This is a genomic window from Musicola paradisiaca NCPPB 2511 (genome assembly GCF_000400505.1).
In the GTDB taxonomy this organism is placed as follows: domain Bacteria; phylum Pseudomonadota; class Gammaproteobacteria; order Enterobacterales; family Enterobacteriaceae; genus Musicola; species Musicola paradisiaca.
Window position 1 is genome coordinate 4129097 of sequence record NZ_CM001857.1, and the last position, 22971, is coordinate 4152067.

At 57.8% G+C, this 22971-nt stretch carries 19 protein-coding genes and 1 CRISPR repeat array; of the genes, 8 read left to right on the plus strand and 11 right to left on the minus strand.

Features of this window, described 5'->3' with window-relative positions:
• Positions 1–54 precede the first annotated feature (54 nt).
• Positions 55–519 carry an anaerobic ribonucleoside-triphosphate reductase-activating protein gene (gene nrdG, locus DPA2511_RS18405; RefSeq protein WP_015855236.1) on the plus strand — a complete coding sequence of 155 codons (465 nt, stop codon included), beginning with the start codon at positions 55–57 and terminating at the stop codon, positions 517–519.
• On the opposite strand, the gene DPA2511_RS23075 is transcribed toward nrdG, so the two are convergent.
• Positions 422–1042 carry a YhbP family protein gene (locus DPA2511_RS23075; RefSeq protein ID WP_155961689.1) on the minus strand — a complete coding sequence of 207 codons (621 nt, stop codon included), beginning with the start codon at positions 1040–1042 and terminating at the stop codon, positions 422–424. The two genes, nrdG and DPA2511_RS23075, sit on opposite strands and share 98 nt — an antisense overlap.
• Positions 1043–1561: 519 nt before the next feature.
• Here DPA2511_RS23075 and DPA2511_RS18415 point away from each other — a divergent pair.
• Positions 1562–2431 (plus strand): class I SAM-dependent methyltransferase, encoded by an 870-nt coding sequence (locus DPA2511_RS18415; RefSeq protein WP_015855238.1) that lies wholly within the window; start codon positions 1562–1564, stop codon positions 2429–2431.
• A gap of 105 nt (positions 2432–2536) precedes the next feature.
• Positions 2537–3358: a CRISPR direct-repeat array (repeat unit 29 nt; unit sequence CGGTTTATCCCCGCTGGCGCGGGGAACAC).
• 84 nt (positions 3359–3442) lie between these two features.
• Here the strand turns inward: DPA2511_RS18415 and cas2e are convergent.
• The 8 genes from cas2e to DPA2511_RS18455 all read right to left on the minus strand — a co-directional run bounded on the left by cas2e (position 3443) and on the right by DPA2511_RS18455 (position 12643).
• On the minus strand, positions 3443–3736 hold the full coding sequence (cas2e, locus tag DPA2511_RS18420; protein ID WP_015855239.1) for a type I-E CRISPR-associated endoribonuclease Cas2e: 294 nt from the start codon (positions 3734–3736) through the stop codon (positions 3443–3445).
• A complete protein-coding gene (gene cas1e, locus DPA2511_RS18425; RefSeq protein WP_015855240.1) occupies positions 3733–4656 on the minus strand; it encodes a type I-E CRISPR-associated endonuclease Cas1e in 924 nt (307 codons plus the stop codon). Before cas1e ends, cas2e begins: the two co-directional genes overlap by 4 nt.
• 13 nt (positions 4657–4669) lie before the next feature.
• Positions 4670–5317, minus strand: coding sequence for a type I-E CRISPR-associated protein Cas6/Cse3/CasE (gene cas6e / locus DPA2511_RS18430; RefSeq protein ID WP_015855241.1), 648 nt, complete (start codon positions 5315–5317; stop codon positions 4670–4672).
• Complete coding sequence (gene cas5e / locus DPA2511_RS18435) at positions 5317–6054, minus strand: type I-E CRISPR-associated protein Cas5/CasD (protein ID WP_015855242.1); 738 nt, start codon at positions 6052–6054, stop codon at positions 5317–5319. The genes cas6e and cas5e overlap by 1 nt, the downstream gene beginning before the upstream one ends.
• A gap of 7 nt (positions 6055–6061) precedes the next feature.
• Complete coding sequence (gene cas7e, locus DPA2511_RS18440; protein ID WP_015855243.1) at positions 6062–7099, minus strand: type I-E CRISPR-associated protein Cas7/Cse4/CasC; 1038 nt, start codon at positions 7097–7099, stop codon at positions 6062–6064.
• Positions 7096–7755 (minus strand): type I-E CRISPR-associated protein Cse2/CasB, encoded by a 660-nt coding sequence (casB, locus tag DPA2511_RS18445; RefSeq protein WP_015855244.1) that lies wholly within the window; start codon positions 7753–7755, stop codon positions 7096–7098. Before casB ends, cas7e begins: the two co-directional genes overlap by 4 nt.
• Positions 7748–9283, minus strand: a complete 1536-nt coding sequence (casA, locus tag DPA2511_RS18450; protein ID WP_015855245.1) for a type I-E CRISPR-associated protein Cse1/CasA — start codon at positions 9281–9283, stop codon at positions 7748–7750. The genes casB and casA overlap by 8 nt, the downstream gene beginning before the upstream one ends.
• A gap of 621 nt (positions 9284–9904) precedes the next feature.
• Complete coding sequence (locus DPA2511_RS18455; protein ID WP_015855246.1) at positions 9905–12643, minus strand: CRISPR-associated helicase/endonuclease Cas3; 2739 nt, start codon at positions 12641–12643, stop codon at positions 9905–9907.
• A gap of 617 nt (positions 12644–13260) precedes the next feature.
• Between DPA2511_RS18455 and DPA2511_RS18460 the strand changes: the two genes are divergently transcribed.
• The 5 genes from DPA2511_RS18460 (at position 13261) to DPA2511_RS18480 (ending at position 20002) form a co-directional block, all read left to right on the plus strand.
• On the plus strand, positions 13261–14196 hold the full coding sequence (locus DPA2511_RS18460; protein ID WP_015855247.1) for an aminoimidazole riboside kinase: 936 nt from the start codon (positions 13261–13263) through the stop codon (positions 14194–14196).
• Between the two features lie 280 nt (positions 14197–14476).
• Positions 14477–16096, plus strand: coding sequence for a carbohydrate porin (locus tag DPA2511_RS18465; RefSeq protein ID WP_015855248.1), 1620 nt, complete (start codon positions 14477–14479; stop codon positions 16094–16096).
• A gap of 72 nt (positions 16097–16168) precedes the next feature.
• Positions 16169–17539: a sucrose-specific PTS transporter subunit IIBC gene (locus DPA2511_RS18470; protein WP_015855249.1), complete on the plus strand. Its 1371-nt coding sequence runs from the start codon at positions 16169–16171 to the stop codon at positions 17537–17539.
• Positions 17539–18951: a sucrose-6-phosphate hydrolase gene (locus DPA2511_RS18475; protein WP_015855250.1), complete on the plus strand. Its 1413-nt coding sequence runs from the start codon at positions 17539–17541 to the stop codon at positions 18949–18951. Before DPA2511_RS18470 ends, DPA2511_RS18475 begins: the two co-directional genes overlap by 1 nt.
• A gap of 31 nt (positions 18952–18982) precedes the next feature.
• Entirely contained in the window at positions 18983–20002 is a 1020-nt protein-coding gene (locus DPA2511_RS18480) for a substrate-binding domain-containing protein (protein ID WP_015855251.1), read from the plus strand.
• Between the two features lie 23 nt (positions 20003–20025).
• On the opposite strand, the gene exbD is transcribed toward DPA2511_RS18480, so the two are convergent.
• On the minus strand, positions 20026–20445 hold the full coding sequence (gene exbD / locus DPA2511_RS18485; protein ID WP_015855252.1) for a TonB system transport protein ExbD: 420 nt from the start codon (positions 20443–20445) through the stop codon (positions 20026–20028).
• A 3-nt stretch (positions 20446–20448) separates the two neighbouring features.
• Entirely contained in the window at positions 20449–21363 is a 915-nt protein-coding gene (exbB, locus tag DPA2511_RS18490; RefSeq protein WP_015855253.1) for a tol-pal system-associated acyl-CoA thioesterase, read from the minus strand.
• A gap of 267 nt (positions 21364–21630) precedes the next feature.
• Here exbB and metC point away from each other — a divergent pair, with 267 nt between their 5' ends.
• Positions 21631–22824: a cystathionine beta-lyase gene (gene metC / locus DPA2511_RS18495; protein WP_015855254.1), complete on the plus strand. Its 1194-nt coding sequence runs from the start codon at positions 21631–21633 to the stop codon at positions 22822–22824.
• The last annotated feature ends 147 nt before the right edge of the window (positions 22825–22971 follow it).

The window sequence follows — 22971 nt, forward strand, 5'->3', positions numbered from 1 at the left end:
TGATATTGTGCTTATTGCCGTCGCCTGCCGACGGCTGAATGAACGGTACCCTGTATGAACTATCACCAATACTATCCTGTTGACGTGGTGAACGGCCCCGGAACGCGCTGCACGCTGTTTGTTTCCGGTTGCGAACACCAATGCCCCGGTTGCTATAACCAGAGCACCTGGCGTCTGAACTCAGGCCATCCCTTCACTCCGGAGCTGGAAGACCGCATTATTGCGGATCTGCAAAGCACCACCATTCCTTTGCAGGGCATTTCCCTCTCCGGCGGCGATCCGCTGCATCCGCAAAACATCCCGGAGATGCTGCGACTGGTGCGACGCATCCGCGCCGAATGCCCCGGTAAGGATATCTGGATGTGGACGGGCTACCGCATGGACGAACTGACGCCGGAGCAGAAGGAAGTGGTTGATCTGATTAACGTGCTGGTGGACGGCAAGTTCGAGCAAGAACGCCGGGATTTGACGCTGGTCTGGCGCGGCAGCCGCAATCAGGTGATTCACCATCTGCGCTAAAGCGCCCGTCATCATCGGCACAGCGATACCCTGCTGTGCCGTATCCAGGGCAGGAAATGAATGCGGTTATATCGACGCCGCTACCGGATGCCGGCGGTGCCACACATGTTTTTTTGCCGAACCCCAGCGCATTGTCCGTCATTTTGATCTCATCAAGCGACAGCTTCCAGATCGGCGCTGAGATACTGCGGGCCACGGGAAAACGCGCATTGTAACGATTGCGTGCGCTGGTTTCCTCTTCGCCGGTCAAACGGGAAATTTCCCCGACAAACTGCACCCCTCTGACCAACAAAACACTTTTGGGCTGGCCATTCACCGTACCGGCCACTCGCGGCTGACGCAGCATAATATTCGCATGGCGCGTTTCTATTTCGGTCATTAGAAAAAACGCCACCTGAGCCTCGTCAAACACATAAAAACAGTTGGCGCACCACAACGCGCTATTGTCGCTGACACACAGCGTCAAAACATGCAACTTCTTCAGATAGCGGGAAATAATTCCCAGGACATTATCTGCTTCCACGGCTTCTTTCCCCAGTGGATCGTCGTAGACCCATAACCGACCGATACATCAGTTCAATTATCTCGGACTGCACATAATGCCACTTCCCGACCTAAATACAGACCGATAAAACGTGTCATTGCGCACACTCTCTAATGAAAAAATGCCGGTGTCGTCCACATAACAAGCTACGAGTGGCACATAATGCATAACCATCGTCTGAAACCGCCTTAGGCTATCACCCGAATGGCGAGAAAAGGAGGGACGCGGTCGCTCAGGAAACAAAGGGGGCCCTTCTTCACGCGGGCATAACGAACGCGCACATTCCCCTTCATCAGCCAGAAAACGGTTGGGGCCCGCGCGCAATACAGAAAATCAGGAACAAACCGAAGAAATGGTGCGACCGCACTGTTTTTTACAACGATGACCGGATCGCTTTATTCCACAAAGGTGATTTGACACAAAATTATCGGGACGCATAGTATGATTACGTAATATTCATCGCTCTATTTCCACGCTCCGGTAAGAAGACAGGTTAATATGTTTAAACTCTTTCGCCGCTCAAAAGAAAAAACGCTAATCGACAAATGTCGACTATGTGGTGCCGATTCTACTTTGGTGTATAAAATTAACGTTCTTACGCAATATAACGTTAATTATTTCGAATGTACCGGTTGCGGCAGCTTACAAACCGAAAAACCTTATTGGCTAGATGAGGCATATTCGATACCAGGTGTCCATATCGACGTCGGTCAGGCTGCGCGCATTATCCAAACATGGATACAGTTGGTATTTTTACTAGAAACTATTGGATTTAATAAAACAATGGACTGCATTGATTATGGCGGCTCATCAGGCTTGCTAACACGATTAATGCGGGATAGCGGCTTCGAATATTTCACATTCGATCGCTACGATGGCGCGAAATACGCTAATTACTTTAAAATAGACCAATTATCCGACAAACACCCCGCGCTTATTTCCGCCTTTGAAGTGTTCGAACATCTGGTGGAGCCGCAGCAATCCCTTGAAGAAATCTTTGCTACAAACGCAGATCTCATTGTGTTCTCGACACAGTTTTATGAGCAGCAGGGAAAAGACTGGGATTATCTCGCCCCGGATTGTGGCCAACATATTTTCTTTTATACCGAAACAGCCCTTGCCGATTTTTGTCGACAACGCGGCTATGCGCTTAAGCGCACCCAGGTTCTCTCCTTACTGGTTCGCATAGACAGCCCTTATGCAGAGGTCATAGATAAATCGGATTTCTGCATTCCCGACAATTTTTTCGGTTCATTGGTACGCCGGGTCGGATGGGGTACAGAGAAAACCGTTCAAGACTTCACTTACGCAAAAGACAGGTTTGTCCGCGAATTACAAGCGAACAGCCCCAACCGGGCCCGCAACTAATAGACGCCAATTCAGTCATGGTTGTTACGCCGCGCCAAACTGACGCTGTGCCAGCAACAGCAGTTCGGTACACCGTTAGCGGCTTTTGTTGATATATCAATTTGGCGGTTTATCCCCGCTGGCGCGGGGAACACAGTTTCTTTAACATCTGACGCCCCTTTCGTTACGGTTTATCCCCGCTGGCGCGGGGAACACTGAGATATCCGACATCTCGGCCACGAGTCACACGGTTTATCCCCGCTGGCGCGGGGAACACAAAATAAAGCCGTGATGTCGCAATCATCACGGCGGTTTATCCCCGCTGGCGCGGGGAACACCGCCTATTCTGTTTGTTTATAGTGCAAGCACTCGGTTTATCCCCGCTGGCGCGGGGAACACTCGGCACGACGCCTGTGTGGGGCGCTCCGTATCGGTTTATCCCCGCTGGCGCGGGGAACACCCGGCTGCCGCCAAAATTCTGATCGATGTAATCGGTTTATCCCCGCTGGCGCGGGGAACACGGCGGTCAGTGGGTGGAAGATGCGCGTGAACACGGTTTATCCCCGCTGGCGCGGGGAACACTTGCCGCACCAGAAACTATCCTGAGTCGCCCACGGTTTATCCCCGCTGGCGCGGGGAACACTTTCACGCCCGGCCTTCTCGACTAGCGCCTCACGGTTTATCCCCGCTGGCGCGGGGAACACCTGATATTCTATCATACTATGAGCAAAACACACGGTTTATCCCCGCTGGCGCGGGGAACACACCAGCATCGGCGGCGGCGCTCATAACATTACCGGTTTATCCCCGCTGGCGCGGGGAACACCCTGTGGAATAACATGTTTTTACTTATTTATCCGGTTTATCCCCGCTGGCGCGGGGAACACTTCCGTCTGCCGGTGGAGTCGGTGCCGGTACGCGGTTTATCCCCGCTGGCGCGGGGAACACTCTAAAAATATATACCTGTTTTATAAGGCATTTTAAAGGCAATAAAATTCCACCGATTTTTCCCGGTTGTTAAAGAACGCTAACTCACTGATTTTCAACAGGGTGAAAAGAGACTAATCGCAGTCCGTCGAGATCCACCGGCATCCGGCGGTTTTCACCGAAGGTTTGGAACTCGAAACCGGACTCAGTATTGGTGGCCCAGGCCATCACCACATTACCTTGTTCCGCCAGTTCCACCACCTGCTGCCAGATCATTTCGCGAATCCGCCGCGAGGTGTCGCCCACATAGACCCCGGCACGCACCTCCAGCAGCCAGACCGCCAGTCGGCCGCGCAAACGCGGCGGTACATTTTCCGTGACCACCACCAGCATGCTCATGCGCCATGCCCCCGGTGTCCGGCATCGCCAAACGGCGTCGGTTCGGGAATGGCCGGTGGTTGCGCGTCCGGCGGCGCCTGCGGCGGCTCTATCTCACCGGCGGCCAGCACGTCCTCAATCAAGGGGATCAGTTTGGCCAACGTTTGCTGGCTACGGAAAATATCGCGACAGGCGACCCGCACCTCGCGATCCGGCTCCGGCGGGTTCCGAGCCGCAATCTCGAACGCTTTAGGCACCACACCGTCAAACTTGATGATGTCGGCAATATCGTAAACAAACGATAACGGCTTACCGCTGTGGATAAAACCGATGGCGGGCGCGTAACCTGCCGCCAGTATCGCCGCTTCGGTAATACCGTAGAGGCAGGCGGTGGCGGCGCTGATGCACTGGTTAGCCTTGTCGCCGCGCGCCCAGTCTTTCGGATCGTAGCGACGGCCATCCCATTTCACGCCGAACTGCTTCGCCAGCAGGCTGTAAGTTTGGCGTACCCTCGCGCCTTCAATGCCGCGCAGTTGCTCCACGGAGCGGCGGCTCGGCGCCGGTTCGCCAAAACGCAGTTCGAACATGCGTCGCACCACTTTCAGCCGCAGTTCTTCATCCAACGCCAGCTTCGCCTGATACAACAACCGGTCGGAACGCGCGCCGCCCGGTTGTCCGGCGGCATATAACCTCACCCCGGCCTCGCCCACCCACACCAACAGCGTGCCGACGGTAGCCGCCAGCTTGGCCGCCGCATGGGAGACGCGCGTGCCCGGCTCCAGCATGATGCAAGCCACCGAACCGACCGGAATATGGGTACGCACACCGGTTTTGTCGATCAACACAAAAGCGCCGTCCACCACGTCAATCTGCCCGTATTGCAGAAAAATCATCGACGTGCGGTCTTTTAACGGGATCGGGCTAAGCGGAACAAACGACATGGCAACCTCCCGCTCAGGCCCGGCGTAGCAACAACAGCCCGCACCCCAGCGCCCGGCTTTTCCCCAGCCCTTGGCTCACCGTCTCGGCAAAACGCTTCGCGTCGGTGATACGCAGTAAGCCGTCAAAGTCCACCGAACTGAAACTGACCGGCCCGCTCTGCTGCGGTTTATACAACCGATGGCGTTGATAACCGTCAACGTGACAAGCATGTACCGCAAACCCGCCGCGTTCGCCCTGCCTAACCAGCCAGTCGACGGCGGCCTGCTGTTGGCGCGGCCAAATTTCCGCTGAGTCCGCACCCTGCGCTTTGGCGTGATATTTGGCGTCCATCAGCACATCGCACCGCTTTTGCCGGCGCGTCACCACCGGATTGGCGCGCAGGGAAAACGCCAGTGGCATCCCGGCGTTCAGTTGCGGTTGCCAGGGTTTGGTTTCCACCACAAACAGGTTGTGATCCTGGCGGGGCGCACAGGCCGAGAGCAGGTAATAGCGGCTAAGCGTCGCATGGTCGTCTTGCCGAAACAGAAAGCCGCGCGATCCTTCTTGCGGGAACAGTTGCCACAACCACTGGTGGCTGGCATAGACCGGCGTGGTCTGCCATTTCTCCGCCATGACCGACGGCAGCGCCGCCGGTTGCAGCGTGACCCGGGAAAAAAACATTACCGACCTCCTTTCAGCACGCCGTGGCGCTGTATCCGCGTGGTGAACTGCCAGCGCCGACGGCTGGCCGGCTGGTCGCCGCGCACCACCTCCAGAACTGCGCCTTCCACCTCAACCTCTTCGCCCGCTTCCCAGTAGCAACTGCCGTCCGGCTGGTTGATGAACGCCAGCGCCGGTTCATTGAGCAACGGCGTAGCGTTAACCTGTTGCCACACCTCAGCCAATGATCCGTGCAACAGATGCGGCGCCAGCGGCAACGCCGGCGGGCAACTTTTACGGCCGAGATACAGCGGGAACACTGGGGTTCGCAGGGCATCAGCCAATCGCGAAAGCGTGACGGGCGCACCGTCGGTGGCGCTCACCGCCACGTGGTAATACGCATCGCAGCGGTATTCACGGGCGGTCAGCAGCGTTTCCAGCCCTTGCCCCGGGTCGGAGCACAGTTCATCACGCCGGGTATAACGCACCCGTTTGCGCTCTTCACGCGGCATCTGCACGGTATGGTAGTCCCGCAGCCAACCCTCTCGGCGGGACAATGCCCTTAAGGCGAAACGGTAGTGCGCGTTAAACTGCGCCAGCCGTTCCTCTTCGTCACGCCGGATACCCAGCGCTGCCGCCAGCAATCCCAACAACGCTGAACGGCTCGGCACCGGCGAAGTATGACGCACTTCGCCTACCGCCGGCTCCCCCCAAGAGGCCAGCGGCGCATAGAGCTGAAACACCAGATATTCTGTCATGCCGGCCTCACTGGCTGATGAAATCCAACAGTTGCGGCAGGCTGCCGACACCAGCTTCGATATCCATCACGCAGTCGGTCATGCCGTCGGCGCCATACGCGCGATTGAACTTTTCCTGTTGGTTTTTCAGCGCGGTGATGGCTGTCTCCAGCGGTTCAGCGCTGCGCACCGGTTTAAAGAATGCCACCGACAGCGCACGCGGCTGCGCTGACCCTCGCTCCGCCAGCACGTAAGAGGCATAGGCGCGGGAGGCGAAACTGTTCTGCTTGCCGGTGGGCGACACGGTGAGCGCGGTTTCCCCCAGCGCCGCGTCCCCGCCCAGATTTTCCAGCAACCGATCCCGGTCGATGCAGATGTATTGATAAAACAACGCCGAGGCAAAACCCTGTTCACCCATGTGGCCGGAGCCGCTGTTGTCGTCGCCGGTGTTGAGGTCATCCACCGCGGTGAAGAAATCGTCCTCCACCGTCACCGCGCTGACGCCCAGCGCGTGCGCTACCTGGCAAGCCGCTTCCACATTGAACTCCGGGCTGGATGCCAACATACGGCCGAACAGCGCGATGTCGACGCTCGCCACCGCTTTGCGCAGCAGTTTCAACTCTTCGCTGTTGGGTTTGCGGGGTTCGGCAATCAGCGTCGCGACCAGTTGATCCACCCGCGCCCGCTCCGGCACGCTGACGTGCGCCAGTTGTTCGATGTCGAATTTCGCCAGTGGATCCTCGCCGTTTTTCTCTTCTTTTTTCAGTTTGCCGAACTGCCCGGCAATCTCTTTCGCCGCTTCTTCTGCGGTTTTGGTGGTTACGCCACCATCAATCAGTTGCTGATACACCTCACGCCCCAGCCGCCGGGTGCGCTTGCCGATGTGCTCGCCCAGCGCGTTTTCAAACACGTCGGACGTGCGCCAGGCGCGCTTCAGGCTTTGGGATGACACCCGTAACCGCTCTACCCCGCCGACGATGGCGGTTTTCGGGCGGCCGGTGTCGTCACGGTTGAGGTTGGCGGGCGCGTAAGCGGTCAAAAAATGCAATTGAATAAAGGTGGTCATGCCGGTTCCTTATTATCGTTCGATGGGTTTCCACTAACCGCCTCAGGCTCTGGCGGCAGCGCGTCTGGCGCCGGTTCCTGAGTTTTCTGGTTGTATTCGCACGCCCAGCGCACGGCGTTGCGTTTTAACGGATTCGGTTGTATTGCCAGGTTGTGCTGCCGGGCCTGCCATTCCTCCATCCACAGCAAGATGCCATCCGCCAGCGACGGCAGATTAACGCCGTCACGGCCGCGGATCCTGACTGCCCGAATCAACAGACGGCATAACTCTTCCGGCGTTTGCGCCCGTAACAGCCGCTCAAAACGCAGTTCGGACAGGTAGCGGCGGTCACTGCCGGCGCTGACCTTTTCCCCCAGTTGCGCGGCGAAACTTTTCTTGTCGTCGTTCCCGTCGGCATGGGCCGCCACGGCGGCAAATATCGCCACCGCCAGCAGGCGATGTTCCTTATCACCAATCACCTCGGCCAGCCTATTCGACAGCCGCATAAACCCCTGACAAGTGAGCGCGCCATAAGGGGCGGCGGCGCGCCGCAACGCCGCCCGCTCCGCCCGTCCGTTGTAGTTGTCGTTATATCGGTTCTGTAATTCACTGAACCAGATACCGATTTCCCTCGCCGCGCGTGGGTCTATCACCAGCATTGCTGCGGTATTACCCATTTGCCGACACCTCCTGTGGTTGCAATGCCTTCAATTTTTTCATCGATTTCTGGCCGTAAAACAGCTTCACCATCTCGCTGCGCGCTTCTACCGCGCGCGTCAAATCCCCTTGCTGATCCGGGTTGCCGAACGTGAGGCGATCGAAAGTACCGATCAGGTACATGTAAAGCTGATTGCGCCAGGCGTTAAGCGCCGCAATCGGGCAATTACCCCCGGCAATAGAACGATAGAGCTGCCGGAAAAACTGTTCGGTTTCCTGCCAGAACGACACATCGATAACGCTAAAATCGCCGCCCACGTCTTTCGGTCGGCTGAACCAGGCGGCTTTCACCGACTGGCGCAGCAGTTGCTGGGCGTCGTGCGCCATCTGCACGCCCAGCGGCAGGTAATCGCGCACCGCTGGGGTGATCTCTTTCCACACCGGCACGCGGTGTTCGTACCAACAACGGGCTTTCATGTTGTCCATGTCGTAACCGAAGCACCACAGCCCGACTTTCTGGCGCAGCGGCACGCGCTGATGACTGAGGCTCACCACGCAGGCGGGGAGCGTGTCATTGAGTGTATCCTTCGTACCCAGTACCAGCCCCAGCCAGTCGCGGTACGACAACCCGCCCGGCTGGCCTTTTACCGACAGCAACATGCCGTCTTTGTTCGACTGGCGATACGGCGTCAGCGGGTGCCGCCAGTGTTCGTACTGTACGCCGTAGTTTTTGGTGCGGTAGTGCGTCAGCAGATGGTCGGACTTATCGCCGCACAGGTCGCAACGCCCGGATTCGGTGTGACTGAAATCCAGCTCGATACGGCGCGGCATGCCCCAGAACGCCTGCAACGGGTGCGCATTTTCCGGCGTCACCTTGTCTTTATCGCCTTCGCTGGTGCGGGTGGCAGCCAGCCAGGGGAAGACGTCGGCTTCGCAGCGGCCGCGCTCGCCAGAGGTGACGTTAGCCCACAGTTTGCGCCACAGCGGCACCGGCGTATGTGCATCGTAAGGCATCAGCAGTGTGGTAATCGGGCCGCCGCCGCGCACGCCGACCCGGTGGCCGACGCCGCCCGACGGCGCGTTGGTTTGCAATGTGTAAAGCGCCAGCGCGGCGCAGTGCGGGCAGATGGCGCTCACCGCATCGCGTTTGACGAAGTGGTCTTTGTTGAGCTTAAGGGTGTTGCCGCCCGGCGCGTCGATCAGCAAACCGGCAATCGGGCTGTTGTCGGCATCCAGCGATGAGAAATCCTGCATAAACGCCGGCTTGTCGGCACCGAACTGGAGCGCAGGCGCCAGACCGTCCAGTGCCTGTATCCAGCCGTCGCCCAGCCCGTCGTGCCAGATATCTTCCCACGCTTCCTCATCCGATGGGGCATAAGCGGTTTGCAACAGGCCGATCAGCAGTTGCCAGGCGGCGCCCTGAAAATCGGGCCGTGGACACGCCAGATCGATAATCCGGTCGTCGGTCAGTTGCCGTGGAGAAATGCGAGTACGGTGTCCATCCGCGCCCACTACAGATAACCAGGGTGTGTCAATCAGTGAAAACATGAACCTACCTCTTCAGTAAGGCCTCATCCGTGAGGTCGTCATGATTCCTGTTATTGTTTTCTGCCTCCGCGCGGCCAGAGTTCGCGCCAGTGGCACCGATGTTTCCCGGTGGACAAAACTGCTAACGCAGTAAAAAGACTGTGAAAAAACAGTCGTATTACCTTGAGGCTGTGGACAAACAGCGCCATGGTCGTATGACAGACAAATTTATGTTGGAACAGTGAAACGTTTTGTGCGTGATAACCGGATTGTTCCTTTGCAACCCCGACGCACGCCCAACAAGGAGAGGCTCAAACGCCGCCTCTCTTTGACCTCTGGCTGGCGGCGAAACTGTGGCGCGACGCGCGACCTTCGGCGTTCAACTTCGCTGTCCGGGCCGCCCGTGACGCGGTTACTCGCCCCATCCCTGGGGCTCGCCCTTCGGGCCAGCGTAAACGCTGTTCAAAAACGCTCCTGGCGTTTTTGTCCGGCGCGACACGGGCTTTCGCCGCATCCATGCGGCTCACCCGACGAAGTCACCCACCTCAGCACAGTTTTGATACGCCACAAAAGGCTATGGCGCGCAACCAGAAGGGTTCTCAACAATCTGATGATTTGGCGACCAAATTCATCATGCACTGACTACCGCGCAACGAGTCCCCGATCTGCATGGTAGTAATCCGCCGCTTCGCCCGGCGTCAGCAGCAGCACCTCGGCGCCGGGGCGGTGCAGTTGTTGCCGAAAACGTTCCCGCGCCTCGCCCTGTAGCGTCGGCCACTGTTTTTCGTGCTGCCGCCACCAGTTCCGGCGTACCGACAGGCGGCTTTTTTCCCAGCCGAATTCCCCCTCGCCGGCATAGGGCCGTGGTAGCGCGTCGTCGTGGTCGGCGCGCCAGGCCAGATACACATCCAGAGAGTCTTCACCGGCACGAGTAAACAGCTCGGCGTCATCGCTCCAGCCACGCTGGGCTGCCGCCGCGCAATATCCCAATGAGAACGTCAACGAGGATTGCGCCGCGATGGTGCGATCGCCTAACTGTTTTCCTTCCGCCTGATAATCCCCCGCTTCTAATGCGGCAGGTGCCGCAATACGTTGCTCATACACACTGTCTATCAGCAAACGCGCCTCTTCCGGCATACGTAGCGCACCGCGTTCACGCAATATCGCCTGAGTGCGCCATAACACCGCCTGATGCGAATACACCGCGCCGGTGCCGCGCAGCTCTGCACCCAACCAGTCGCGCCCGGCGTCCGGTTGCCATTCCGGCGCCAGCACCCACAACACCGGCGCGGGGCGGTCATCCTGCCGCGGCGCGGCGTCGTCTGGCCGCTTACAACCACCGTCGGCCCGGCGAATGTGACGTTGCAAACGCCCGGCCCGCTGGATGAGCAAATCCACCGGCGCGAGATCGCTTATCATCACATCCACATCAATATCCAGCGACTGTTCCACCACCTGCGTAGCAATCAATACCTTGCCGCGCCGGGCACGGCCGTCGCTGTGCTTACCGAAGCGCTCGACCGCCGTATCCTCAATCGCCAGCCGGTCGCAAAACGCAAACCGGCTGTGGAATAGCAGCACGTCATCCGGCGCTATCTCATCGCACTGACACAGTTGCCGCCAGGCGGCTATCGCGTCGTCCACCGTATTGCGGATCCAGCATACGCATTGCCCGGCCGCCACCGACCGACGAATCAGCGCAATGGCCTCGGCGCTGCGGGATAACCAGTCCACCGCCACGGTACGACAAACCTCGGCTCGGGTTGCCAGCGGCCATTCATGCAACGCCTGCACATTCACTTGAGTAAACCAGGGATAACCCGCCTGCTTCGCCAACGTGCCGGGCGGCTGTTGTACCCCGCGGTAGAACGCCTGCACCAGCCGCTCCCGCTGCGATGCCGCCAGCGTAGCGGTAAGAATGATCGCGCTGCCGCCCTGACTGGCGTGGAAAGCCAGCAGGTTCTCCAACAGGCGGCTGGTATAGGCGTCATAAGCATGGACTTCATCCAACAGCAGAATTTTGCCGTTAAACCCCAACAGACGCAGCGACTGATGCCGGAATGGCATCACCGCCATCAACGCCTGATCGAGCGTGCCGACGCCGACATCCGCCAGCAGCGCCTTTTTGCGTGAGTCGGCAAACCACTGGTTGCACGCTGCGCTGGCGCTGTTTTCATCCGGGCCATACCGCATCGGCCCGGTCTGTTCCGGCGCCCATAGCGACAATTGAAAATCCGTCACCATGTCGCGCGCGCCATGCGCCAACATCAGCGATGGCGAGCCGGGCTCGTTAAACAGCATGCGGTACGCTGTCGCCAGCCGCCGGTACATGGCGTTGGCGGTCGCCATCGTCGGCAGACCGACGTACACCCCATCGCCGAACCCAGCGCTCAGCAATCGGTGCGTCAACACCAACGCGGCCTCGGTTTTTCCCGCCCCGGTAACGTCCTCCAGTAAAAACAACTGAGGGCCGGGCGTGTTGATATCCACCGACATGGCTTGTTGCTGCAACGGCGTTGGCTGAGTAATAAAGGGAAACAGCGCGTTCATGCTCTGAAACGGCGCGACATGGCAGGCGGCAGGCAGACGCAACACCGCGCTTTCCGCCTGCGGTAACGCATGTTGATGCCAGTAGTCCGCCAGGGCGAGGGGGCCGGCGTGATAAGGGAAATCCGCCTGTGACGAGCCGATCCAATCAGCCAGTACCACACAACCGGCTAACGGCCAGCTTTGCTGTTGCAATAATGCCCGCCAGCGTCGATCGCTAAATGTATCGGGAAACGCGGTTAATTCAGGAAACACCGTGCGCAGGTCGGTGAGATAGGCCTGAGCGGCCAGAATGTCATCCGGGTGAAATGCCAGTGCGCCGTTATCGTCTTCCACCGGCGGTTGGCCATGATGGCCGCACATCAGCCGCAACCACAGATCCATCACATGATGAAACTTATCGGCGCGGGAAACCGTCGGCAGCCAGTCGGCATCCTGCTGCCAGCGGTCATAGAGTTGGTATCGCCACAACCACAGACCTAACGAATCATGGCGCGCCGAAGACACCTGCCCCGTTGATTGCACCAACGGGGCATCCGGGTTTTGGTACAGCCGTTGGAACCCGCGGGCAAATTTACCGATATCGTGCCAGGCCAAAAACCATGCCAACCATAATGCGGCGTGTTCTTCATGCAACCCCAACGCCTGTAGGTGGTCGCGGGCATGAAAACGGTTATGTTTCACCAGCCAATAACCGCAGGCCGCCACATCCAGACCGTGATAAGGCAATAAATGATAAGCCGCGCCGTTTTCATTTTCAGAAGACGACTGCGCTTTACCCCAATAATGAAAATAGGGTGCGGATAACAGTTCCACATGGACTGCCTCGGGCATCGGCTGACCTCATCAATAAAACACCTGACTATTTATTAAGTATGGAAAACAAATAAGCAGTGACAAGATAATTTTTATAAATAAAAAAGCGACTTATCACCGCTGCGGCATTCGTTAGTCGATAAATGTTAGTCGATAAATAATATTTAAAAATAAATATACCCGTCATATTCAAGTTGCAGATGTGTTGGCTGCGTGACTCGGCCCATCAATGGGCCTCGCCCTTCCGGCCGCAGCAAGCAGCGTTCAAATAAACAGATGTCTATTTGTCGCTCACCCGAATCACTTACCTGAATCACTTACCTGAATAAGCTCATCGGGATTCACTCACTTGCCGTCTTTCTGCAACTCGAATTATTTGAGGGATATATCCTTACCCCGGTAATAATTATTGAAAAATAAAATTCAGTGATTGAATTAGCTGAATATTGTTTTATCCCATTTCCTTTAAAGCCGGTGGCGATACGCATGTCTACGGCGCAATGGGGCCAAATCTGCCGTTTTTTCTCCGCAGGTGAGACGCTTTTCATCCCCCTCGCCCATCAATAAGTTGATTAGCTAAACCGTTTCTTCTATGTTAGCGAACAGTTTAACTATCCTCGATGAAGAGTGTGATTATGTCTCATAAAGTATGGGTTATGGGCGATGCGGTGGTCGACCTCATTCCAGAAGGCGAAGATCGCTATCTGAAATGCCCAGGCGGCGCCCCTGCCAATGTCGCCGTAGGTGTGGCCCGATTAGGTGGGCACAGCGGTTTTATCGGCCGCGTCGGCGAGGATGTATTTGGTCATTTCCTGCGCGATGTATTGGCCCGCGAGCAGGTGGATGTTCGCCATATGCAACCGGATGCGGAGCACCGCACCTCCACGGTGGTGGTGAGCCTGGATGCGCAAGGCGAACGTACTTTCACCTTCATGGTGCGGCCCAGCGCCGACCTGTTTCTACAACCGGACGACTTGCCCGATTTCCAGCCGGGGGAATGGCTGCACCTCTGCTCCATCGCCCTGTCGCGCGAACCCTCCCGCAGTACCGCATTGCTGGCGATGCAGCGTATTCGGGAAACCCAGGGCTGGGTCAGTTTCGATCCGAACATCCGCGAAGACCTGTGGCCTTGCCGCCAAACGCTGAGAGATAACCTGGATCAGGCGCTGAAGTTAGCGGATGTGGTGAAATTGTCCGAAGAGGAATTCCACCTGCTCAGCGGCACCCGCGATATCCCACAGGGCACCGCCGCGCTGATGGCGCGCTACCCGATACGGCGTCTGCTGCTGACACTGGGCGGTAACGGCGTATGGCTGCACAATGGCCGATACTTACAGCATTTTCCGGCCCAGCGCGTCATACCGATAGACACCACCGGCGCGGGCGATGCGTTTGTCGCCGGTATGTTGGCCGCGTTGGCGCAGCATGACAGTCCATTTGACATTATGGACTGGCGGCCGATGGTTGATCAGGCGCAGCGCTGCGGCGCGCTGGCGACCACGGCCAAAGGCGCCATGACTGCGCTGCCGCACGCCAGACAGCTCGCCCACACTGAAAACGCATCCAACTGATTTAATTACAATATGACTCACCTCCCCCACCGACGGCACAGCCGGTGGGGCATCACCCGGCCATCCTCTCTTTTCCGATTTCCCGGTGGGGGAAAATCCCCCTGACGCCGCCGTCTTGCGGCGGTGGATGTCATGGTTTTGTCGCCAGGATCACAGTTACCACAGCAGGAACGCAAAATTGCTTGCCAACCTGCGCTCGCCCCCATTAGCTTCATTTTGCATAACCGGTTTAGCAATTTAGCAAAACAATGACAGCCAAACCTAAAAGAGACCCCCTATTATGATAAAGCAGACCTCTCTCGCCGCCGCTATTGGGCTTGCGTTATGCGCATCCCCGCTCGTGATGGCCGCGTCGTCGGACAGCATCGAAACGCGGCTGAACGCCTTGGAACAGCGTCTTCAGCAAGCCGAACAACGCGCCAGGCAGGCCGAAGCCCGCGCCGATGCGGCGGAAAAACAGGCCAGACAGCTTGCCACCCGCACGTCACAGGTAGAGCAGAAGACCCAGCAGGTGGAGTTCGCCACCCAGCAAGTCGCCCAGCAGACACAGCAAGTGGCGCAACGCGCCGCACAAACCGAGCAGCAGACCCAACAGGTGGCGCAGCAAACGAAATCGCTATCCAGCAAAAGCAGCTTTGCTGATGGGTTTGAATTTCACGGCTATGCCCGTTCCGGGCTGGCGGCACACAGCTCGACCACCAGCTCAAACGCTGATATCGGCCCCGGAATGACGCCCGCTGGGGAAACCGGCGGCCATGTCGGCCGTCTCGGCAACGAGGACGACACCTACCTTGAAATGAAACTGGAGCACCGCACCAAACTGGCCAACGGCGCCACCACGCGCTTCAAGGTGATGATGGCGGACGGGCAACGCAGCTATAACGACTGGACCGCCACCACCAGCCAGTTGAACGTGCGCGAAGCCTTTGTGGAGCTAGGTTCGCTGCCTACCTTTACCGGCGCGTTCAAAGACACCACGTTATGGGCGGGCAAACGTTTTGACCGCGACAACTTCGATATTCACTGGATCGACTCCGACGTGATCTTTCTGGCGGGTACCGGCGGCGGCATTTATGACGTCAAGCCGACGGACGGCTGGAAAACCAGCGTCTCGATGTACGGCCGTAGCCTGGGTGAAATCACCTCGCTGGACAACGAGATCCAGAACTATATCGTCACCAGCAACAACTTCGTCGGCCCATTCCAGTTCATGCTGAGCGGCCTGAATGCCCGCAATAACGACGTCAAAACCAATAGCGGCGTTAACAGCGCCAACCACGTCACCAATACCAATGCCGGCGACAACGGCTACCACGCGATGGCGGCCTGGCACGGCGATAGCTTCTACGGGCTGCGAGAGGGGACGGCTAAAGTGGCGGTGCTGTACGGCCACGGTCTGGGGGCGGAAGTGAAGTCTCTCGGCGCCGACGGCAACCTGACCAAAGATGCCGACACCTGGCGGCTGGCGACTTACGGCACCACGGCGCTGAACCGCACCTGGAGTTTTGCACCCGCCGTGCTGGCTCAAAGCAGCAAAGACCGCTACGTACAGGGGGACGACTACAGTTGGGTGACATTTAATGCGCGCCTGATTCAGGAAATCACAGAAAATTTCGCACTCGCGTATGAAGGTAGCTATCAATATATGGACCTGAACCCGCGGGGGTACAACTCGCGCAATCAGGTCAGCGGCAACTTCTACAAGCTGACCTTTGCACCGACGTTCAAGGTGGGGGATATCTCCAACCTCTTAAGCCGACCAGAGCTGCGCGTTTACGCCAGCTACATGAACTGGGATAAACGCCTGGATAAATACGCCAGCGACGATGCCTTCGGCGCTACCGGCTTCAAAGCCGGCGGGGCCTGGACCTTCGGCGTCCAGATGGAAACCTGGTTCTGATAGTCAACTCTGCCGTACCGACGCCGGGTATTCCGCCGGTACGGCAAACATGTTTCAACAACGAGGAATGCTATGGATATTCATGCCACCGCGACGACTCTGCTTCCCTTGCTGGGCGGAAGAGAGAACATTGCCAGCGCCGCACATTGCGCCACCCGTTTACGTCTGGTGTTGAAAGACGATGCGATGGCGGACAAAGCCGCTATTGAAAACGTCGAGGGCGTCAAAGGGTGCTTCCAGAATGCGGGCCAAATGCAGATTATTTTTGGTTCGGGCCTGGTGAACAAAGTCTACGCCGAGTTTATCAACGTCGCCGGTATCAGCGAGGCCAGCACCGCGGAAACCGCTACGCTGGCGGCGCAGAAGCTCAATCCGCTACAACGGCTGGCCCGCCTGCTCTCCAATATTTTCGTGCCCATCATCCCCGCCATCGTGGCTTCCGGCCTGTTAATGGGGCTGTTGGGGATGATCAAAACCTACGGCTGGGTGGATGCCGGCAGCGCACTGTTCGTGATGCTGGATATGTTCAGCTCGGCGGCATTCATCATCCTGCCAATCCTGATAGGCTTTACCGCCGCACGCGAGTTTGGCGGCAACCCCTATCTGGGCGCCACGTTGGGCGGCATCCTGACTCACCCGGCGCTGACGAACGCCTGGGGCGTGGCCGGCGGTTTCAAGACCATGAGCCTGTTCGGGCTGGATGTCGCCATGATTGGCTATCAGGGTACGGTTTTCCCAGTGCTGCTGGCCGTCTGGTTTATGAGTTTGGTGGAAAAACGGCTGCGCCGGGTGGTACCGAACGCGCTGGATATTATCGTGACGCCATTCCTGACCGTGATTATTTCAGGCTTCGTGGCCATGCTGGTGATCGGCCCGGCGGGACGTATGCTGGGCGACGGTATTTCTCTCGTACTCAACACCCTGATTACCCATGCCGGATGGCTGGCAGGCCTGTTGTTTGGCGGTCTTTACTCGGCAATCGTCATTACCGGCGTACACCACAGTTTCCATGCCATTGAGGCCGGGCTGCTGGGCAATCCGTCGATTGGCGTCAACTTCCTGCTCCCCATCTGGGCCATGGCCAACGTCGCCCAGGGCGGCGCCTGTCTGGCGGTCTACTTCAAAACCCGAGATGCCAAAATCCGAGCCATTGCCGTACCGTCCGCGCTCTCTTGCCTGCTCGGCATTACCGAAGCGGCGATTTTCGGGATCAACCTGCGTTTCATCAAACCGTTTCTGGCGGCGCTGGCGGGCGGTGCGCTGGGCGGCGCCTGGGTGGTCGCCAACCACGTCAATATGACGGCAGTTGGGCTGACCGGCATTCCAGGGCTGGCAATCGTACAGGCAGGTTCTATCCTGAACTATCTGATCGGCATGCTGATCGCGTTCGGCGCCGCATTCGTCCTGTCGTTCCTGCTGAAATACAAAACGGACAACGCATAATGAAGGAAATCCACCTGTTAAAACGGATGGCGCAAACCCTGATGTCGGGGCAGTCCCGTCAGACTTACGATCCCTGGCGTCCCCAATGGCACCTGTCACCACTGGTGGGCCTGATGAACGACCCCAACGGTTTCATCCAGCATAACGGGCGCTACCATCTGTTTTATCAGTGGAATCCTTTGGCCTGCGCCCACGGCGCCAAATGTTGGGGCCACTGGAGCTCCGCCGACCTGGTGCACTGGCGCCACGAACCTGTGGCGCTGTTGCCAGTAGAACGCTATGAAAGCCATGGCTGTTATTCCGGTTCCGCCGTGGCGGATAACGGCGTACTGACGCTGATTTATACCGGTAACGTCAAGTACGACGACGGCTCACGTACCGCGTACCAGTGCCTCGCGACGGAAAATGCCGACGGCGAGTTCGACAAACTTGGCCCGGTGTTGACGCTGCCGGAAGGCTATACCGGCCATGTCCGCGACCCGAAAGTCTGGCGATATCAAGATTGCTGGTATATGGTGCTGGGCGCGCAGGATGCGACGTTACAGGGCAAAATTCTGCTGTATCGTTCCGACAATTTGCGCCAGTGGCAATTGCTGGGTGAAATCGCCGGTTCGCGGCTGAATGGCCTGGGCGATTTCGGCTACATGTGGGAGTGCCCGGATCTGTTCCCGCTCGACGGGTGGGACGTCCTGATCTGTTGTCCACAGGGGCTGGCGGCGGAGGACGAACGCTATCTGAATACCTACCAGTCCGGCTATTTCGTCGGCCATCTGGAGGGCGAACAAGGGCGCTTCACCCATCAAGCATTCAATGAGTTGGATCATGGCTTCGAGTTTTATGCGCCGCAAACGACATTGAGCGATGATGGGCGCCGATTGCTGTTCGGTTGGATGGGCGTGCCGGATCAGAACGAATTTCAACAACCGACGATCGCACACGGTTGGATCCATACCATGACCTGTCCGCGCGAACTGACGCTGCGCGACGGTCGGCTTTACCAATTGCCGGCCCGCGAATTGCAACGATTGCGCCTGCGCGAATACCAGTGGCAGGGGACGGCGAGTTATGCGCCTGCGCTCCCTGCAGGCAGTGCGGAGCTATCGCTCGATATCCAGGGCGAATTCCAGGCGCATTTCGCCGACCAGATGACATTGAACTGGGATGGCGAACGCCTCTCACTCAGCCGCCGTCATCGGCTGACGGGCGAACCGGAGCACCGTTACTGGCGCGGCACAACGCTCTACCACTTGCAGATCCTGTGCGATCGCTCCAGCGTGGAAATCTTTATCAATCACGGTCAGGCCGTTATGTCGTCGCGTTATTTCCCCGACGGCGACGCCACGATCCGCTTCCAGGGGTCGGGCAGTATCCTGCTCCGGCACTGGTTGTTGTCCCCATGCGTGATAGAATGACGGCCTTCTTTAGGCAGCGAAAGATCAAGCGGTGAAACAGACCAAACGCATCACTATCAGCGATATCGCCAGGCTGGCGGGCGTTTCCAAATCCACGGCCAGTCTGGTGCTGAATGGCCGTAGTAAAGAGTTTCGTGTGTCGGACGACACCCGCGACCGGGTGCTCGCTCTTGCCCAGCAGCAGCGTTATCAACCCAGCATTCATGCGCGTTCCCTGCGCTCCCGCCGTAGTAATACGCTGGGGTTGGTGGTGCCGGAAATGACCAACTACGGTTTTGCCGTCATTTCCCGCGAGTTGGAATGTCTGTGCCGCGAGGCGGGCATCCAGTTGCTGATCGCCTGTACCGATGAAAACGCCAGTCAGGAAATGATGGCCGTCAACAGTTTGATACAGCGCCAGGTCGATGGGTTGATTGTCGCCTCCAGCATGCTCAGTGATGCGGAATACCAGAAGATCAATCAACAGTTGCCGGTGGTGCAGTTCGACCGGGTGATCGGCGATTCCGACCTCCCCCTGGTGATCACCGAATCGGTGGAGTCCACCGCTACGCTGGTGGAAAGAATCGCGCGTCGTCATAGCGACGAGTTTTATTTCATCGGCGGGCAGGCGCGCATATCCCCAACACGCGACCGACTGGCCGGTTTTCAGCTTGGGCTGGAGCGCGCCGGCGTCGAATGTCGCACGGAATGGGTTATTCACGGCAGCTATCATCCCAGCGCCGGTTACGAGATGTTCGCCCAGCTCTGCGCCCAACTGGGCCGGCCGCCTAAAGCGTTATTCACCGCCGCCTGCGGTTTGCTGGAAGGCGTGCTGCGCTACCTCAATCAGCACGATCTACTGAACAGCAACCTGCATCTATGCAGTTTTGACGATCACTATTTGTTCGACTGCCTGCCGCTGAAGATCGACACCATCGCGCAGGACTGCGAAACGCTGGCGCGCAACAGTTTCGACATGATCACCGCACTGGTTGACGAGCGTCCTTTGCCTGATAGCCGCATTTACGTCCCTACCCGCATCCACTGGCGGCACCCCGACTCACTAGCTTAACCTGCAGGCGAAAAAAAAGCGCGTTACCGCGCTTTTTCCGCCCCCATCAGGCCGACTTTGAGATACCCCGCATCACGCAGTGAATCCATCACCCTCATTAGGGTTTCGTAATCGACGCTCTTATCAGCTTGAAAGAAAATCGTGGTTTCCTTGTTCCCCTGAGTTTTGGCTTCCAATGCCTGCGCCAATGCGGTTTCCGCCACCGGCTCCTCGCCCAGATACAGCTGCCGATCCGCTTTCACTGTCAGATATACCGGCTTGTCCGGCCGCGGCTGGGGTTTAGCGGTGGAGGCAGGCAGATTGACGCGGACATCTACCGTCGCCAGCGGCGCGGCCACCATAAAGATGATCAGCAACACCAGCATGACGTCGATAAACGGCGTCACGTTAATATCGTGCATTTCGCCGTTTTCGCTCTGCCCGTCATTGAGATGCATGGCCATGACTCAACCTACCCGCAGTTTTTGCGCCGCTGAAGCCATCTGGCTCCCCACGCTGGCAGCGATATCGAGATCGCGGCTTTGCAGTAACAATACCTGTGCCGCCACATCGCCGACGATCGCCTTGTAGCTGGTAGTCCAGCGGGCGAAAATGTTGTAGATCACCACGGCAGGGATTGCCGCTATCAACCCGATAGCCGTCGCCAGCAATGCTTCGGCGATACCGGGAGCCACTACCGCCAGATTGGTGGTTTGGGTATGTGCGATACCGATGAAGCTGTTCATGATGCCCCAGACGGTTCCGAACAGGCCGATGAACGGCGCGATGGCCCCTACCGTCGCCAGATAACCGGTACCGCGGCCCATCTGGCGCCCCGTCGCCGCAACGCGACGCTCAAAGCGAAACGCCGTGCGCTCTTTAATACCGTTGTTGTCATCCGAACGAGCGGACAGCATCTGTTCGTTACGCGCATCGTCCAGCAGTTGCAACGCGACGCTGCCGGGCTTGAAGACGGCGGCGATATCTGCAGCGTCGTCCAGCGTACTGGCATCTTCCAGCGCCAGATGTTCACGGCGAATACGGTTTTTGGCGCTCATCAGGCTGGCGCTTTTACTCAGGAAAATCGCCCAGGTAATCACCGAGGCCACCACCAGACCGATCATCACCGTTTTTACTACCACGTCGGCATGCTGGTACATGCCCATCACGGAGAGATCCATTCTCATCAGGTTGTTTTCACCCGCGCCTGGCACACTTACGCCGTTGACTGCCAGCGGCGCCGGCGCCGCGATCACCGCGCCGCTCACGCCAGAAAACAGTACCAACGTCAGCAGGCGGTGAATCCATACCTGGAATACAAGACGGGCGCTCCGTAATACAGATAACGCCCGCCGGTTACTATTATTGTCAGCCGTATACACGCTGTACCTCCACCAATCATCCAAACTCATGCCATATTCGGATGAAAATGATACCAAACCTGGGATTAATTGATAGTCGTTCTCATTATTATTTGCGCATTTAAACCGCACGCTTAATAAGGTCTTGTGCTAAATCCCGCGGCAAACGCACCGACCGCGCAAACATTGTCCCCCTGTCCCATCAGTCGTGATAACGTAAGAGATTCCCACGTCGTACCGATTTCTCCGCGTAAGTCGCCAGGATCGCTAGCAGCAGGTAAATGCCGAATGACAAGTAAAAATATCGCCACCCGACTGGTGGCCGCCGGACGCAGTAAAAGAGTTACCCAGGGCGCCGTCAACCCGGTAATTCAACGGGCGTCTTCTCTGGTTTTCGATACCGTTCAGGACAAAAAGAACGCCGCCATCAACCGAACCAAAGGTGCGCTGTTTTACGGCCGTCGCGGTACGTTGACCCATTTTGCGCTGCAGGATGCCATGTCTGAACTGGAAGGCGGCGCAGGATGTGCACTCTACCCATGCGGTGCCGCCGCTATCGCCAACGCGATCCAGGCGTTTGTCTCCGCCGGCGACCATCTGCTGGTCACAGGCTCCGCTTATGAACCTACTCAGGATTTTTGTAACAAAGTGCTGGCGAAAATGAACATCGCCACCACGTTTTTTGACCCGATGATCGGCGGCGATATCGCCAGCCTGATCCAGCCCAACACACGGGTGGTTTTTCTGGAATCCCCCGGTTCCATCACCATGGAAGTACAGGATGTCCCGGCGATCGTCGCCGCGGTACGCCGCGTCAATCCGGATATCGTCATCATGATCGACAATACCTGGGCTGCGGGTGTCTTGTTCCGCCCGCTTGAGCTGGGCGTGGATATTTCCATCCAGTCAGGCACCAAGTATATCGTCGGCCATTCCGACGCCATGATCGGCACCGCGGTGGCCAATGCCCGCTGCTGGGATCAGCTCCGGGAGCAGTCCTATCTGATGGGGCAGATGGCGGATGCGGACAGCGCCTATCTGGCCAGCCGTGGCCTGCGTACTCTGGGCGTGCGTCTGCAACAGCATCAGGAAAACAGCCTGCGCGTTGCCCGCTGGCTGGCGGAGCGCCCGGAAGTGGCGGTGGTCAATCACCCAGCGCTGCCCGGCTGCAAGGGCCACGAATTTTTCGTCCGCGATTTCAGCGGCTGTAACGGCCTGTTTTCTTTCGTACTTAAAGAGAAACTCAGTCGGGAACAATTGGCCCACTATTTGGATCATTTCAGCCACTTCAGTATGGCCTACTCCTGGGGAGGGTTTGAATCGCTGATCCTGGCTAATCAACCGGAAGAACTGGCGTCGCTCCGCCCGGCCGGCGGCGTGGATTTCAGCGGGACGCTCATCCGGCTGCATATCGGTCTGGAAGATGTCGGCGATCTGATTGAAGATCTGGCTGCCGGATTCGGGAGAATTCAGGAAATGTGATAGCCCTATCTCTTCCTTCCCCTGGAAGCTGCTGCGGGCATAAAGGTAATACGTGTATGATGAAACGTAACAATGATGACTATAAATTTACCTTTTTTCCCCTATTCTTTTGATCCTGCGTTGTTAAGACGTGAGAAGCGAAGACAT

Coding starts and splice junctions, on each gene's coding strand:
- nrdG (WP_015855236.1), top strand. CDS start 55: ATGAACTATCACCAATACTATCCTGTTGACGTGGTGAACGGCCCCGGA.
- DPA2511_RS18415 (WP_015855238.1), top strand. CDS start 1,562: ATGTTTAAACTCTTTCGCCGCTCAAAAGAAAAAACGCTAATCGACAAA.
- cas2e (WP_015855239.1), bottom strand. CDS start 3,736: ATGAGCATGCTGGTGGTGGTCACGGAAAATGTACCGCCGCGTTTGCGC.
- cas1e (WP_015855240.1), bottom strand. CDS start 4,656: ATGTCGTTTGTTCCGCTTAGCCCGATCCCGTTAAAAGACCGCACGTCG.
- cas6e (WP_015855241.1), bottom strand. CDS start 5,317: ATGTTTTTTTCCCGGGTCACGCTGCAACCGGCGGCGCTGCCGTCGGTC.
- cas5e (WP_015855242.1), bottom strand. CDS start 6,054: ATGACAGAATATCTGGTGTTTCAGCTCTATGCGCCGCTGGCCTCTTGG.
- cas7e (WP_015855243.1), bottom strand. CDS start 7,099: ATGACCACCTTTATTCAATTGCATTTTTTGACCGCTTACGCGCCCGCC.
- casB (WP_015855244.1), bottom strand. CDS start 7,755: ATGGGTAATACCGCAGCAATGCTGGTGATAGACCCACGCGCGGCGAGG.
- casA (WP_015855245.1), bottom strand. CDS start 9,283: ATGTTTTCACTGATTGACACACCCTGGTTATCTGTAGTGGGCGCGGAT.
- DPA2511_RS18455 (WP_015855246.1), bottom strand. CDS start 12,643: ATGCCCGAGGCAGTCCATGTGGAACTGTTATCCGCACCCTATTTTCAT.
- DPA2511_RS18460 (WP_015855247.1), top strand. CDS start 13,261: ATGTCTCATAAAGTATGGGTTATGGGCGATGCGGTGGTCGACCTCATT.
- DPA2511_RS18465 (WP_015855248.1), top strand. CDS start 14,477: ATGATAAAGCAGACCTCTCTCGCCGCCGCTATTGGGCTTGCGTTATGC.
- DPA2511_RS18470 (WP_015855249.1), top strand. CDS start 16,169: ATGGATATTCATGCCACCGCGACGACTCTGCTTCCCTTGCTGGGCGGA.
- DPA2511_RS18475 (WP_015855250.1), top strand. CDS start 17,539: ATGAAGGAAATCCACCTGTTAAAACGGATGGCGCAAACCCTGATGTCG.
- exbD (WP_015855252.1), bottom strand. CDS start 20,445: ATGGCCATGCATCTCAATGACGGGCAGAGCGAAAACGGCGAAATGCAC.
- metC (WP_015855254.1), top strand. CDS start 21,631: ATGACAAGTAAAAATATCGCCACCCGACTGGTGGCCGCCGGACGCAGT.